This window comes from Ruegeria sp. BHSB058, from assembly GCF_059613285.1.
In genome coordinates this window covers 1-14,929 of the sequence record NZ_JBXWSF010000034.1, presented here as the reverse complement: position 1 = coordinate 14,929, position 14,929 = coordinate 1, and the positions used below count along the sequence as shown (strand labels likewise).

Genomic DNA, 14,929 nt, shown 5'->3' with positions numbered 1-14,929 from the left:
GGCGCCTTGCGTGCCCTGCTTGCATGGACAAACTGCCCAAGGCATGGCAGGTGGGACCGACTCAGGAACACGAGCGCGCGCGATGACTGAAAAAACCTTTGTTCCCGGCACGGAGGCGACCCTTGCCTTTCGCGAGGCATTGGGCTGTTTTGGAACCGGCGTCACAGTCGTCACGACGGCAGCACCGACCGGTCAGGTCGCAATAACGGTCAACTCATTTTCTTCGGTTTCCCTGACACCACCACTGGTGCTTTGGTGTCTGGGCAAGGACTCCAACCGGTTCGAAGCGTTTAGTACATCAACCCGGTATGCCATTCACGTCATGGCCGAAGACCAGCAGGGTCTGGCGCTTCGTTTTGCCCGCAATGGGTTCGATTTCACTCATACCACTTGGACACCGGATACGAACGGCACCCCTTTGCTATCGGGTTGTCTTGCCCGGTTCGATTGTCGGTTGAACGCCCGGCACGAAGCAGGAGATCACTTGATCATAGTCGGAGAGGTAGAGCAGGTCATGTACCGCACCGGCAAAGGCCTGATGTTTAAACGGGGCCAGTATGGAGCTTTCAAAGACCTTCTCTGAACTCACCAACCGCCATATCGTTATTGCTCCCAAACACAAAACGAGGGAGTGAATTACCTACAGGACAAGAGAGGCCGCGTCCCCTGGAAAAACTCAGTCGTCCATTATCCCATGAACTGCAAATGCCGCCAACTCTGCCTCTTGAGGAGTAATTACGCGGTAAGTTTCATGAACTCCAGCATCTCCCAATGTGCGGGCGACCGTAAGCAAGGTGTTTGGAGAGTGGTCGTCACAAAGATCGGCCATGAACACGATTTCATCGCGCGCGACATCCAGTGCCGCTTCGACGGACGGTGCGCCATAAAAACTTACGAAGTAGTCGGCCAGTCCCTTGATCAATCGCTCAAACTCGGTCTGTTCCACTTGGGTCACTGCAACGAACGTCACGCGCCCAAACGTTTCTAACCCAAGCCAACCATTGGAAAACGCCTGCTTCGCCTTACCCTCCAAATCGGCTTGCGACCAGTTCGAAAACTCGAATCCACCGGAAATACACCATTCACCGGTGCGCGCCGGGGAATGAAAGACATTCAGGTCGCTTTCATCGAAATGGATTGCGCGCGCGAGTTTCATTCCCTCCCCTCCAACACCGTTTCCATCGGTAACAAATGAGTGTCGGCTCCTTCCCGGATCAACATACCGAACCGATCGTCCGTTCCAACAAATATCCCGTGAATCCCTGATTGAGTGACCGGTTCACCGACGCCGCGCAAAAGTCCCATCCATTCGCCGTGCAAGGGGCCGTTGCCGTCCTCTTGCCATCGATTGAGCCAGGTCAGCATGTGTCGCGACCAGCTTTCGATCAGCCCGACAGGAGATACTTCGGCGCAACCTTCATCATAAAGCGCAGTATTATCAAGCATGTCACCCGGCGCGTCAGTTTGCATCAAGGCCAAGGTCCATCCGATCACGAGCCAATCGGGTGCCTGTTCAGAGTCGGCCGTGGAGGCCGCGGCGCGAAAATACCCGCAAGTAGCTCCATTGACGCATATCAGCCCGTCCCAACTCAGGTGAACCGCCACCTCTGGTGGCGCTTGCACGCCCAGGGCATTCTGGAACCCCACAGCGCATAGAGGTAGCATCGCCATTGCGTCGCTCAGCGGAACTTCGGGCGCGAAAACAATCGCCACCCGCAGTAAGTCGGCCTGGATGTTATAGGTCACGGTGCCCGAATCACAGCCTAGTTCGGCAAGGGCCTGAGCACGAACAAAAGGATCTTCCCCACCCCGCACGGGATGACCGGCCAGCAAGGGAGGAAAGACCGGCTGATTCATGCGTGCCCTTTTGCGATCAGATCGCGGGCGATACGTCTGAATGCGTCAGCTTGTGGGCTTTCGGGCTTGCTGACCACAATGGGGGCCCCACCATCCGCCGCGATCCGGATATCGAGGTGCAAGGGGATTTCCCCCAATAGCGGCACATCCATCGCCTTGGCCTCGGTCGCAACGCCACCATGACCAAACACGTGCTCTTCATATCCACAATTGGAACAGATATGAGTCGACATGTTTTCGATCATCCCGTGGATCGGCGTCTTGAGTTGACGGAACATATCTATCCCTTTCCGGGCGTCGATCAAGGCCACGTCCTGTGGGGTGGAAACGATGATTGCCCCATCCACCTTGAACTTCTGACTGAGTGTCAGTTGCACATCGCCAGTCCCTGGCGGCAAATCGACGATCAACACATCAAGCGCGCCCCACTGCACCTGACCCATCATCTGTTGCAAGGCGCCCATCAGCATCGGACCGCGCCAGACCACGGCCTGGCCTTCATTCACCATCAATCCCATAGACATCATGGTGACACCGTGATTTCGCAGAGGCAAAATCGTCTTACCATCAGGGCTTGCCGGACGGCCTGACACGCCCAGCATCCGCGGCTGCGAAGGACCGTAAACGTCGGCATCCAACAACCCAACTCGCCGACCTTCCGCGGCCAGTGCACAGGCGAGATTGGCCGAAACCGTGGATTTGCCCACCCCCCCCTTGCCTGAAGCAACTGCAATGATGCGATCCACGCCCGGCACTGCCTGCGGCCCGGATTGGGACGGCTTCGGTTTTGGTTTCAGGTCCGGCGGCGTCTTTTCAGAATGTGCGGTCATCATGGCCGAAACCTTTTCGACGCCCGAGACCATTTTTGCCGCCTGCTCGGCCGTGGCACGGATAGGTTCCATCCGCTCGGCCTGTTTGGGATCGATTTCCAGAACGAATCGTACGGTATCGCCTTCGACATTCAGCGCGCGAACAAGCCCAGCGCTCACGATGTCCTGCCCGGAAACTGGATCAGTGATTTTCTTGAGGTTGGCCAAAACGGCATCACGAATGCTCATGCGTTGTCATCCTTAATCTGGCCCGTCACAACGTGCTCGACTTCCAGCCCTTCGATGGTCAGCACAACCTTGGCCTCAAAGCTCTTGCCCAACGGATTGCCTGCCTTGCGCAGCCCTTCTTCGATGGCCTGTTGGCTGGTCACGCCGACCTGCTTGAGGAATTTTCGCATCGACATGTTGTAGTCACAACTCATCGCATGTGTCTCCATCTCATACTGTTCATTTGACGCATTCGTCCAAATCCTTCTAGGCTTGTTCCATGCGCTTTGCCCCGTTGTGCCTGAGCCTGATGCTCTACGCCAGCCCCTCTTGGTCGCAGGAGGTATTGGGATTGTCTGCACCTGATGAAGTTGTTCAATCGGGTTTGTTGAAATATATTCTTCCACGCTTTTCCCTCAAGACCGGCGTTAAGGTTGTTGCAGACTCAAACGGACCGATGTTGATCGTCACTGAAGCGCCAGGGGACCCCGTGTTCCAGCGTGGCGGCACGCTGTATTTTTTAAGAACTGAAGCAAAAGCGGGTCAGCAACGATTTCGGAAGTGGCTTCTGTCCGACATCGGCAAACGAACAGTCGAGAGTTATCGGCCTCATGACGGCATCCCTTTTGCCGCGAGTATTGATATTGCGTCCATTGATGAAACAACCGATTTCGAAGGCAATGCGCAACTTGGCGCGAAACTCTCTCTGACTCATTGTGGTCGTTGCCATGTGATCGGGCCGGAAAACCGAATGAACGGGCTTGGTTCGACACCCTCATTCGCAGTGTTGCGGTCATTGCCTGACTGGTCCACGCGATTTCAGCAGTTTTATGCGCTTAATCCGCATCCAGCCTTTACCCAGATCGAAGGGGTAACGTCGCCTTTTGATCTCGGACGTCCGCCACCAATCCATCCAGTAACGATTACCCAATCCGAACTGGAAGCGATTCTCGCTTTTGTCAGCGTGGTTGCTGCTGCAGATCTTGGCGCGCCTTTGCAAACTCAGTGATCCTTGCGCTTGCTGAAGTAGTCTTCGGTAGTGACAATCCGCGGTTTAGGATTGCCGGTGAGCGGGTTGTTTTTGCTGTTAAATTGGGCCTGAACACGGCAATCGTCGCACATCTGGATTAGGCGCGCTTGTTCCGAGGACGCGAACATGGGATGGCTGCCCGCCAGTTTTTCCATGATCCGCTTGATTGTGGATGCCACCCCGAAAGGTGTTCCGCATTCGATGCAGGTAAAAGGCTCCTCTTCGTTCAGAACACATTGTGACAGAGCAGCATCCATTAGGTTTAGTTGAGGCACCAACGTGATCGCTTTCTCCGGGCACGCCGTCCGGCAAATGCCGCATTGGAGGCAGGCATCTTCTTGAAAGTTCAGTTGTGGTTTGTCCGGGTTGTCGATCAGTGCGCCCGAAGGGCACAACGACACACAGCTGAGACAAAGCGTACAGGCGTCGGTGTCGACGGCAATCGCGCCATAAGGGGCCGTCGCAGGCAGCGGCAATGGATCGGGCGCATCGGGATTCAGCGCCTTTGCGGCAAGTCGAGTAATCTGGCGACGGTTGCCAAGTGGCAAAACCGGAGCGGATAGAGGGACCGGCACAAGCTGAGAGTACAAAATCTCCGCCAGCACGTCCGGGTCGGATTCGTCTATCAAACCGACTGCGTTCTCTCCTGCAATTGCTTGCGCCAATACCAGTTCGCGCAGCAAGGCATCACGTTCCGTTTTTAGAGAGATTAGTACGTCCACACGTGCAAATCCGTGCGCCAGAGCTGCCAGCATCTCTGCATGTCCAAAACCGGACACGACGCCCAGCTCAAGCGGGATCACACTGGCTGGCAACCCGCGCCCGAACCGGGCCGCCAGTCGGATCATCTCGCCCCCAAACCCATCATGCACCAATAGGCGCGGCGACAAGCCACCAGCCTGACGATAGGTGCGTGCCAGAATCTGTATACGCGAAATGAGCGACGCGAGTGGAGGATCTTCATAGGTGATTGCAGTCGACGGACAAAGCGCTGCACACTCACCACATCCTGCACAAATCATCGGATCGATTTGAATGTGGTCGCCCGCTGCGGTTATCGCCCCGGTCGGGCAAATGTCGAGACAATTCGAACAGCCGGACAGCCCTGCACGGGAATGAGCGCAAAGACTTTCATCAAGACGAACATACAAGGGTTTCTCGAATGTCCCGACCAGTTGCGCCGCTTCAAAAGCCAGTCCAGCGACCGCAATAGCATCGCGAGGGTCGGCCCGGAGATATCCCTCGCGTTTCTGAGGCGACTGCACAAGGGCCTGTTGGCCCGTCAGATCGATCACAATGTCGCATTGCGACCGGGCACCATCACGCGGCGCAGACCACTCAAAGGTGTCACGCCCGCCAGGACAAAGTTGCTGCATCGCATCAAGGCGCAACTCGAAATCACCAAGTGCGCCACGAACTTGCCTGATCTTTCCACGTACAGCATCGAATGCCCGCGACACAGGTGTTGCATTGTCCGTTACCAATACAGTGACGGTCAAACAATCCGACAACCGCAATGCAAGGTCAAAAGCCACGTCGCCCGGCCCGACGATAAGGCAGACTCCTTCGCTGACGACATCCCGGCTGGGCGTTGTTGGAATAGGCAGCATGGCTTCGGCAGTTAGTGCCGCCATTTTCGGCATCGCGTTGGCACCTTCATCCGACCACCCTGCCCGATCGCGCAGATCCACGAAGCCGACGGTATCGGCACCAAGTTCTTCCGCCAGTTCCTGAAAAACCACCTTCTCTTGGCTGCAAGCAATAAACAGTTCCGTGTCTTGTTGCATTAGCTTGGCGGCGGCGGCCAGTTCGCTCGTACAAAGCGCCGAATGAACGCGCGAGCACATTGCGCCACAAGACTTGGAAAGCGCATCCCCATCTATCGATTGCGTTCCGGCACAATCGCACAAAAGCAGTGTTTTCTTCATGTCCTCCCCTCGGACAAACCAAGCCCAACTGTCTCTCCATCCATCGTTCGAACAGCAAGTCAGTAAGAATCAAGGCAGACAGGCCGCCACTCCTTCTGCACTATAGTTCATAAATTTCCGCAAGCCAGCAGCACAGAACTGGTTATTTAGTTGATAAAATAATGGTGAACACAAAAATAATCTTTTCTCCGGGCTTGGCACAGCGCTGTTTTGTGTACCATAGTTCACAATATGGAGGGATGGGGAGAGCCTTCCAGGGAGGAGTACGTGGCCAAGGCCGCCAATCACATTGAGATGCCGCTGGGCGTAGTCGTTCGGAAATCACCAGGCGTGACCCGGTGGGCCAAGTGGAACTGGCGCGCGGTCGCGGTTCTACCCGGCGCTGGTCCTGCCAATTGGGTCGAGTTGCGTCGTGAGGGCGATGCAATCGAGTATCATGCCGCCACGTTGCCTCTGACGCTTTGGACGTCCGATACCGAGGCCTACAAGGTCAATCTGGCCGACAGTCAACCTTCAGTCTATTTGGTGTTGCGCGACGAGGGCGACGAAAGCGGCGTCTTGAACGCTGTTTTGGCCACGGCTTCTCCATTCGAAGGACAGGACTATGCCGACACCGGCGAAGAAATCGTCGAAAAGATACCGATGTCCGAGGGGTTGATCGCCTGGGTTCGAGATTTCACCCTGAAACACCATCGCGACGAGGCATTTGTCAAACGGCGGCGCGACAGAAACAGGGTGGATATGGTAGAGAACGGCAAGGGCGACGCTCGAATACGACAAGACGCGGACGTCTACCGCGCGCCACGGAGGATCGTGCAATGAGTCGCTCGCACGATTTCTGGTCCCGCCGCAAAGCCGCTGTTCTGGCAGAGGAAGATGCGGAGCGTATTGCCCTGCAAACCCAGGCGAGCATGGAGCAACAAGCGGAACTCAAACATAGAAGCGATGCCGAAATACTCGCCGAGCTGGACCTGCCCGACCCGGACCACCTAAAGCCGGGTGATGACATCGCAGGTTTTATGGCACGTGCCGTTCCCGACCGCATTCGCCGTCGTGCGTTGCGGCAACTGTGGCGGCTGAACCCGGTTCTGGCGAACGTTGACGGATTGGTTGACTATGGTGAAGATTTCACTGACACGACGCGGGTTATCGAAAATATCCAAACGGCATACCAGGTCGGAAAAGGCATGATAGCCCATATCGAAGCTATGGCATCAAAAGAAACAGAAATGCCGGATGTTGATGAAGTGGTCGAAACGACGATTTTTGATGACGACGAACCCTCACCCCCTGCTCTCGCGGCTGAGCCTCCTGCAGAAGTCGGCGATCTTGGCACAGAAGACAGATTGAGCGCCGCACCTCCCCCTCGCCGAATGCGGTTCGAATTTGAAGGATAACCTGATGACGGCCAAGACTGCGCAAATTCCGGAAATAGCCGCCGAAGACCGGACGCGTGCGGATTTCTACAACTTTCTTGGCGTGTTGCTTGCTAGCCCGCCCGAACAGATTCTGTTGAATCAGATCGCAGGACTACGCGGCGACGACTCGGATTTGGGGCTAGCGATTCAAACGATGGCGCGTGTGGCCAAAGTGACCAAACCAGCCGCAGCGGAACGCGAGTTCAACGCCCTGTTTATCGGATTGGGACGTGGGGAGTTGTTGCCCTATGCCAGTTTCTACCTCACCGGCTTTTTGAACGAAAAGCCTCTGGCGCAACTGCGAAACGACATGGTCGCGCGTGGAATCACACGTGCACCGAACGTGTTCGAGCCCGAAGACAACATTGCCTCGCTGATGGAGATGATGGGGGGCATGATAGTGGGGCGCTTTGGTGCGCCCGCGTCATTAGGCGATCAAAAGTTGTTCTGGAGAAAACACATCGCCCCTTGGGCGGTGCATTTCTATTCGGATCTGGAAGCTGCCGAAAACTCGGTCCTCTATGCCTCCGTCGGTACTGCCGGGCGGATATTCATGGAAATCGAGCGTGAAGCGTTCCGAATGACGGCAGCGTGATGCGTTGCCACTCGCCAGCGCCCGAATGGGCGCTACATCGCAAATGGGAAAGGAGGATCCCATGAGCAAGACCAAGGAAACCGGCACATCCCGCCGCGACTTCCTGAAACTGGCCGGAACCGCAGCGCCTGCTGCCGTCGCCGCAGCCAGCCTGAGCGACAAAGCCGAAGCGGCGCATGAGCCCGAGGATGAAACCCGCATTCAGGATACCGCGCACACTCGCGCCTACTTGGACAGCGCCCGGTTCTGAACCGGACGACGTCACCACCCGGTCGACGGTTGCGTGAGGCCCTGACACCGGGTTTTGGGAGTACCAAGCCAGCCATGAATATATGGCGTGCAAGGGAGGAAAAACATGCTTAGGAAAAAGACCAACGGGGTTGCGCGACGCCCCCAGCGGACAAGTATCCTGTCCCAGGTCGGCGAGAAAACCGTCGATCGCCGCGCATTCTTGCGCGGGTCCGGGTTAACGATCGGCGGATTGGCCGCGATCAGCGTAACGGGCGGAACCGTGACGCCAGCCAGCGCCCAGACAGCGGCCAATCAGGCCGTTGAAAACATCAAGTCCGTCTGCACCCACTGTTCGGTCGGATGCACAGTCATTGCCGAAGTGCAAAACGGCGTCTGGGTCGGGCAGGAACCCGGTTGGGACAGCCCGTTCAACTTAGGCGCACACTGTGCCAAGGGGGCGTCGGTTCGCGAGCACGCCCATGGCGAACGCCGCCTGAAATATCCGATGAAAAAAGAAGGCGGAGAGTGGAAACGCATCAGTTGGGAAGAGGCGATCAACGAGATCGGCGACGGCATGATGCAGATCCGTCAGGAAAGCGGGCCTGACAGCGTTTATTGGCTCGGTTCAGCCAAACACAACAATGAACAGGCGTACCTGTTCCGCAAGTTTGCCGCCTATTGGGGCACGAACAACGTGGACCACCAGGCCCGTATCTGTCACTCGACCACGGTTGCAGGTGTGGCAAACACCTGGGGCTATGGCGCGATGACGAACAGCTACAACGACATCCACAACTCCAAGGCCATCTTCATTATCGGCGGCAACCCTGCCGAGGCTCATCCGGTCTCGCTATTACATGTTTTGCGCGCAAAAGAACAAAATAATGCCCCGCTCATCGTCTGTGACCCGCGGTTCACAAGAACCGCGGCCCATGCCGATGAATACGTGCGCTTTCGTCCGGGGACGGACGTGGCACTGATCTGGGGTATCCTTTGGCACATCTTCGACAATGGATGGGAAGACAAAGAGTTCATCCGCACCCGTGTCTGGGGCATGGATCAAATCCGCACCGAAGTCGCTCAATGGACACCAGAAGAGACCGAGCGTGTGACAGGCGTACCGGGAAGCCAGCTCAAGCGCGTGGCCCGCACCATGGCCAACAACCGTCCCGGCACCGTAATCTGGTGCATGGGCGGCACCCAGCACACCAATGGTAACAACAACACCCGCGCCTATTGCGTGCTTCAATTGGCGCTAGGCAACATGGGCACCACGGGGGGCGGAACCAACATCTTCCGCGGCCACGACAACGTGCAGGGCGCAACCGACCTTGGCGTACTCAGCCACACCCTGCCCGGCTATTATGGCCTAAGCGCCGGGGCGTGGGGCCACTGGTCGCGAGTTTGGGGCGAGGATTTGGATTGGCTAAAGGGGCAGTTCGCCACGATCAAGGATAAGGATGGCAAGGATAAGCCGCTGATGAATGAAAGTGGCATTCCAGTATCCCGCTGGATCGATGGTGTTCTGGAAGACCCGGCCAACATGGACCAGGACAACAACGTCCGGGCTATGGTGTTGTGGGGTCATGCGCCCAACTCGCAGACCCGCGGGCCGGAAATGAAAACGGCGATGGAGAAGCTCGATATGCTGGTCGTTATAGACCCGTATCCAACTGTTTCCGCCGTGCTTCATGATCGCACTGACGGCGTCTACCTGTTGCCTGCGTGCACGCAGTTCGAAACCCGGGGCTCGGTCACGGCCTCGAACCGCTCGCTGCAGTGGCGCGACAAGGTGGTGGATCCGTTGTTCGAAAGTCTGCCGGATGAGGTCATCATGGCCAAGTTCGCCAATAAGTTCGGCTGGTCAGATCGTTTGTTCCGAAACATCGAAATGGAGGATGCCGAAACCCCAAACGTCGAAAGCATCACCCGCGAACTCAACTCAGGTCTCTGGACAATCGGATATACAGGGCAGTCGCCGGAACGGCTCAAAAGTCACATGGCCAACCAGCACACGTTTGACAAAACCACGTTGCAGGCTGTGGGCGGACCGAACGATGGCGAATACTACGGCCTGCCGTGGCCTTGCTGGGGTACAGCCGAGATGGGGCACCCCGGAACGCCTAACCTTTACGACATGTCCAAACCGGTCGCCGAAGGCGGCCTGTGCTTCCGCGCACGGTTCGGGGTCGAGCGGGATGGTGACAACCTGTTGGCTGACGGGGTCTCAAACCCAGGTGCTGAAATTCAGGATGGCTATCCGGAATTCACCATGCAAATGCTAATGGATCTGGGATGGGACGGGGATCTGACGGCCGAGGAACGTGCGGCCATCGACGCGGTTGCAGGCCCGGAAACCAACTGGAAAACCGATCTTTCCGGCGGTATCCAGAGGGTGGCAATCAAGCATGGCTGTGCTCCTTTCGGCAACGCCAAAGCCCGCGCGGTCGTCTGGACTTTCCCGGACCCGATCCCGATCCATCGCGAGCCGCTTTATACACCGCGGCGTGATTTGGTGGCGGATTACCCGACCTACGAAGACCGGCATGCGTATCGCTTGCCTACCCTCTACGCCTCGATTCAGAAGAACGATTTTTCAAAGGATTACCCGATAATCCTCACGTCAGGTCGACTGGTCGAGTATGAGGGTGGTGGCGAGGAAAGCCGGTCAAACCCATGGTTGGCCGAACTGCAGCAGGACATGTTCGTCGAGATCAACCCGCGCGACGCCAACAACCTTGGCATTCGTGACGGCAGTCAGGTCTGGGTCGAAAGTCCTGAGGGAGGCAAGGTCAGGGTTATGGCGATGCTAACCGAAAGGGTCGGTGCCGGCGTGGCCTTTATGCCATTCCACTTCGGTGGGCATTTCCAGGGCGAAGACCTTCGTCACAAATACCCGGCCGGGGCAGACCCTTATGTGTTGGGTGAAAGCTCAAACACGGCACAGACCTACGGTTATGACTCAGTGACCCAGATGCAGGAGACCAAGTGTACTCTCTGCAAGATCTCGGCAGCGTAAGGAGGACGATTTATGGCTAGAGCAAAGTTTCTCTGCGACGCTGAACGCTGCATTGAATGCAACGCCTGCGTTACCGCGTGCAAGAACGAGCACGAGGTACCCTGGGGCATCAACCGCCGACGGGTGGTAACGATCAATGATGGCAAACCAGGCGAACGCTCAATCTCGGTGGCCTGCATGCACTGCTCGGATGCACCCTGCATGGCGGTCTGCCCGGTAGATTGTTTCTATCAGACCGAAGACGGTGTGGTACTGCATTCCAAGGACCTGTGCATCGGGTGCGGCTATTGTTTCTATGCGTGCCCCTTCGGCGCGCCACAATATCCGCAGGCGGGTAATTTCGGATCACGTGGAAAGATGGACAAATGCACGTTCTGCGCCGGTGGCCCCGAGGAGACGCATTCCAATGCGGAATTCTCGAAATACGGCCGCAACCGTATTGCCGAGGGCAAACTACCCATCTGCGCCGAGATGTGTTCCACCAAGGCCCTGCTGGCAGGTGACGGCGATGTGGTTTCGGCGATTTACCGTGAACGCGTCGTGGCGCGCGGATTCGGCTCGGGCGCTTGGGGATGGGGCACAGCCTATGACCAAAAAGGCGGTTAAACCGCTGGCCTAATAACGAAATAGGTGACCCGCCCTGCGGGTCGCCCCTCCCTCTGAAAAGGGATAGGTATCGCCATGATCCGAATGATTTTTGCAATCATATTCGCGTTTGGAATGGCCGCAGATGTATCTGCGCAAGAAACGGCAACAGGTGAAAACGCGCGTGCTGCAACAGGCGGAGCTTCGACTCTTGAAGATATCCTTGCACGTCAGCGTGGTGAGCAAGTCAGCAACGATTACCGCTCTGGCAATACAGGTCAGGGAAACGTCGAGGCGCTGATCGGGCAATTAGGCACGCGCGGCACTGCGTCGGACAGCGACGTGTTCCGCGCTCTTCGCTATGGATCGGCGGATGTAACAACCTCATCGCGCAGCCCGGCCTCGAGTGTTATCATTCAGGACAGCGGCATGTGGTGGTTGAATTTCCGTACTGGCCCGCTTCGTACCTATGGCACATATCTGTTGGGGGCAATGCTGGGTGTCCTGCTGTTATTCTATTTCGTCCGAGGCAAGATCCGCATCGATGGCGAGAAAACGGGGCGGACTGTCACACGGTTCTCTGGCTTTGAACGCTTCGGTCACTGGTTGTTTGGCGGGTCGTTCCTGATCCTTGGAGCAACCGGTTTGATTACGCTCTACGGACGAGATTTTTTGATTCCGCTTGTCGGGAAAACTGGCTTCGCTTCAATTGCGTTGGCCTGCAAATGGGTTCACAACAATATCGCATGGGCCTTTATGCTGGGGCTGATCATCATCACGCTGAACTGGGTCGCCCACAACATTCCCAACCGCCATGATATAAAATGGCTTGCTGCGGGCGGCGGTTTGTTCACAAAGGGCAGCCATCCCCCGGCAAAGAAGTTCAACGCCGGACAAAAAATCATCTTCTGGACGTGCGTTATTCTTGGCATATCGATTAGCCTATCGGGTTTATCACTGCTTTTCCCATTTGAGTTTCCGATGTTCGCCAAGACGTTTGTCATAGCTAACGCTACCGGACTTCCCGAATATCTTGGGCTGGGCTTACCCGAACAAATGTCCCCGCATAAAGAGATGCAATTTGCTCAGGTATGGCACGAAATGGTCGCCTACGGTTTTCTGGCCATTATCATCGCGCACATCTATCTGGGATCGATTGGAATGGAAGGCGCTTTCGACGCAATGGGTTCGGGTGAAGTTGAGGAACAATGGGCTCGTGAGCACCATTCGCTGTGGCTGGATGAGGTCCGAGAGGCACAAGCCTCCAAAAGCGCGACCTCGCCTGCGGAGTAGATGAGGTCGCTTATCCTTGTATTGAGCCTACTGCCGCTGCCTTTGGCGGCAGAGTTTTTCACGCTCAAAGGACACGGTGGGCCGATCATGGCTATCTCGGTCGCTCCAGATGGTCGCATTGCCACTGCTAGTTTCGACAATTCCGTGGGCATCTGGTCCGGGCGCGCGCCAGAATGGCTCGAGGGCCACAAAGCGGCAGTCAATGCAGTAATCTTCAATGGAACTGCGGTCTACTCGGCGGGTGACGATTTCTCGCTGCGCCGATGGCCTGGTGGTGACGTTGTGGGAAAACACAAGGGTAAGATCGTCGGCATCGCCGCTTCCAAAACGCATGTAGCCACAGCCAGTTGGGACGCTTCCATCGGTATATGGCCCGTCGACGGCAGTTCGCCGACAACTCTGGGTCCGACAAGTAGCGGCGTGAATGCTGTCACCTTCAGTAACGATGGTCGCCAGTTGTACTCTGCCGGAGCCGATGGCGCCATTCGCCTGTGGGATGTCGAAACCGGTAGGGAACTGCGTCGCATCGTCAAACACGAATTCGGCGTCAATGAATTAGTCCTGAACGAACATGACGGTTGGTTGGCCTATGGGGCAGTCGATGGCGGCACTCGTGTTCTATATCTCGACACAGGAGAAGAACACGATTTCACTCTGGACCGCCGCCCCATTTTGGCCTTGGCGTTGAGCGCCGACAGGCGCCTCATGGCTGTTGGTGATGGCGAAGGCTATATCATGGTGATTGACACAGAAAACTGGGGGATCGTCCATGACTTTCGCGCGACATTGCATGGTCCCGTGTGGGCTCTGGCCTTTTCTCCGGACGGAGAAAACATTCACGCTGGCGGTATTGACGATGTCATGTACAGTTGGCCGTTGTCTGCCCTGGGCGAGTACAGATTGATTGCCGAGAAGGAACGGTCATTTCTGAAGGATCCGGACGAAATGGACAATGGTGAACGCCAGTTTTTCCGAAAATGCTCCATCTGCCATTCGGTCGTTTCCGATGGGGGTCGCAAGGCCGGGCCGAGTTTGCATGGCCTTTGGGGGCGGCGCGCAGGAAGCCTTCCAGACTATCTGTATTCTGAGATACTAAAAAACTCAGATATCATCTGGACAGAAGAGACCATAAATGCCCTTTTCGATCTTGGGCCGGACCACTACATTCCGGGCTCCAAGATGCCAATGCAGAGGATCACGAGTGCAGACGACCGCGCCGATCTGATTGAGTTTCTGCGCTGGGCCACTTCGCAGGAGGAACATTGATGAAAGCGTTTTTGGCCGCTCTCGCCACCATGGTCGCGGTCGCCGCAGCCGCCCCGATGGCGCTGGAGCAATTCGGGTTTTCGGCTTCAAACACCGGTTCCTCGGTTCGTCTCGACTGAATGCCCGAGTTTCTGACCACCCGCGAGTTGGCCGAATTGCTGCGGATCGGCGAGCGCAAAGCCTATGACATGGCCTCATCAGGTGAAATTCCACATGTGCGTGCTATGGGAAAACTGCTGTTTCCCCGCACCGAGATTTTGGCTTGGCTCAAAGCGTCACACTCAGGTCCGCAGGTTGCGGAACCTTCATTGCCTCAGATCGTGGCCGGTAGTCATGATCCATTGCTGGACTGGGCGCTGAGGGAAAGCGGGTCAGGACTTGCAACGTATTACGATGGGTCTTTCGATGGGTTGGAACGTCTCAGACGTCGAGGCGCACAGGCCGCAGCGTTGCATATTCACGAAGCCGACGGTTTCAACCTACATACCCTTCATCACAGTATGGGCGAGGCACCTGTAGTTCTGATTGAGATCTCCCGTCGCCAACGCGGATTACTGTTGGCACGCGGCAGCGTTGGCATTACCGGTTTTGAAGACCTGAGGGGTCGTCGGGTGGTGCAGCGCCAACACAACGCTGCCAGCCAGCGCCTGTTCCTGTCGCAACTGGAACA

General features: G+C 56.6%; 16 protein-coding genes. 11 read left to right on the top strand and 5 right to left on the bottom strand.

What is annotated here, in order from left to right; genetic code table 11:
• Positions 1–82 precede the first annotated feature (82 nt).
• Positions 83–583, top strand: a complete 501-nt coding sequence (locus AC2FNB_RS10680) for a flavin reductase family protein (protein ID WP_480749917.1) — start codon at positions 83–85, stop codon at positions 581–583.
• A gap of 93 nt (positions 584–676) precedes the next feature.
• Here the strand turns inward: AC2FNB_RS10680 and AC2FNB_RS10675 are convergent, their stop codons facing one another.
• Genes AC2FNB_RS10675 through AC2FNB_RS10660 form a run of 4 tightly spaced genes read right to left on the bottom strand, consistent with a single transcriptional unit; the run spans position 677 to position 3,109 of the window.
• A complete protein-coding gene (locus AC2FNB_RS10675; RefSeq protein WP_480749916.1) occupies positions 677–1,156 on the bottom strand; it encodes a DUF6505 family protein in 480 nt (159 codons plus the stop codon).
• Positions 1,153–1,857 (bottom strand): biotin/lipoate--protein ligase family protein, encoded by a 705-nt coding sequence (locus AC2FNB_RS10670; protein WP_496746214.1) that lies wholly within the window; start codon positions 1,855–1,857, stop codon positions 1,153–1,155. Before AC2FNB_RS10670 ends, AC2FNB_RS10675 begins: the two co-directional genes overlap by 4 nt.
• On the bottom strand, positions 1,854–2,915 hold the full coding sequence (locus AC2FNB_RS10665) for an Mrp/NBP35 family ATP-binding protein (RefSeq protein ID WP_496746212.1): 1,062 nt from the start codon (positions 2,913–2,915) through the stop codon (positions 1,854–1,856). The genes AC2FNB_RS10670 and AC2FNB_RS10665 overlap by 4 nt, the downstream gene beginning before the upstream one ends.
• On the bottom strand, positions 2,912–3,109 hold the full coding sequence (locus AC2FNB_RS10660) for a DUF6494 family protein (RefSeq protein ID WP_480749913.1): 198 nt from the start codon (positions 3,107–3,109) through the stop codon (positions 2,912–2,914). The genes AC2FNB_RS10665 and AC2FNB_RS10660 overlap by 4 nt, the downstream gene beginning before the upstream one ends.
• 65 nt (positions 3,110–3,174) lie before the next feature.
• On the opposite strand from AC2FNB_RS10660, the gene AC2FNB_RS10655 reads away from it, so the two are divergent.
• Positions 3,175–3,903: a hypothetical protein gene (locus tag AC2FNB_RS10655; RefSeq protein WP_480749912.1), complete on the top strand. Its 729-nt coding sequence runs from the start codon at positions 3,175–3,177 to the stop codon at positions 3,901–3,903.
• Here AC2FNB_RS10655 and AC2FNB_RS10650 read toward each other — a convergent pair.
• Complete coding sequence (locus AC2FNB_RS10650) at positions 3,897–5,852, bottom strand: 4Fe-4S binding protein (protein WP_496746210.1); 1,956 nt, start codon at positions 5,850–5,852, stop codon at positions 3,897–3,899. The genes AC2FNB_RS10655 and AC2FNB_RS10650 overlap by 7 nt on opposite strands.
• Positions 5,853–6,119: 267 nt before the next feature.
• Here AC2FNB_RS10650 and AC2FNB_RS10645 point away from each other — a divergent pair, with 267 nt between their 5' ends.
• The 9 genes from AC2FNB_RS10645 to AC2FNB_RS10605 form a co-directional block, all read left to right on the top strand.
• Complete coding sequence (locus AC2FNB_RS10645; protein ID WP_496746208.1) at positions 6,120–6,674, top strand: DUF3305 domain-containing protein; 555 nt, start codon at positions 6,120–6,122, stop codon at positions 6,672–6,674.
• A complete protein-coding gene (locus AC2FNB_RS10640; protein WP_496746206.1) occupies positions 6,671–7,249 on the top strand; it encodes a DUF3306 domain-containing protein in 579 nt (192 codons plus the stop codon). The genes AC2FNB_RS10645 and AC2FNB_RS10640 overlap by 4 nt, the downstream gene beginning before the upstream one ends.
• A 4-nt stretch (positions 7,250–7,253) precedes the next feature.
• A complete protein-coding gene (locus AC2FNB_RS10635; RefSeq protein ID WP_496746204.1) occupies positions 7,254–7,865 on the top strand; it encodes a TorD/DmsD family molecular chaperone in 612 nt (203 codons plus the stop codon).
• Between the two features lie 61 nt (positions 7,866–7,926).
• Complete coding sequence (locus AC2FNB_RS10630) at positions 7,927–8,115, top strand: twin-arginine translocation signal domain-containing protein (protein ID WP_496746203.1); 189 nt, start codon at positions 7,927–7,929, stop codon at positions 8,113–8,115.
• 105 nt (positions 8,116–8,220) lie between these two features.
• A complete protein-coding gene (locus AC2FNB_RS10625) occupies positions 8,221–11,115 on the top strand; it encodes a formate dehydrogenase subunit alpha (protein WP_496746201.1) in 2,895 nt (964 codons plus the stop codon).
• 12 nt (positions 11,116–11,127) lie between these two features.
• Positions 11,128–11,721 carry a formate dehydrogenase FDH3 subunit beta gene (gene fdh3B / locus AC2FNB_RS10620; RefSeq protein WP_480601309.1) on the top strand — a complete coding sequence of 198 codons (594 nt, stop codon included), beginning with the start codon at positions 11,128–11,130 and terminating at the stop codon, positions 11,719–11,721.
• Between the two features lie 75 nt (positions 11,722–11,796).
• A complete protein-coding gene (locus AC2FNB_RS10615) occupies positions 11,797–12,993 on the top strand; it encodes a formate dehydrogenase subunit gamma (protein WP_496746199.1) in 1,197 nt (398 codons plus the stop codon).
• A complete protein-coding gene (locus AC2FNB_RS10610; RefSeq protein WP_480749904.1) occupies positions 12,994–14,259 on the top strand; it encodes a c-type cytochrome in 1,266 nt (421 codons plus the stop codon).
• Positions 14,260–14,378: 119 nt separating this feature from the next.
• Positions 14,379–14,929 (top strand): substrate-binding domain-containing protein (locus tag AC2FNB_RS10605; protein WP_496746198.1); only part of this gene is annotated, 551 nt, incomplete at its 3' end.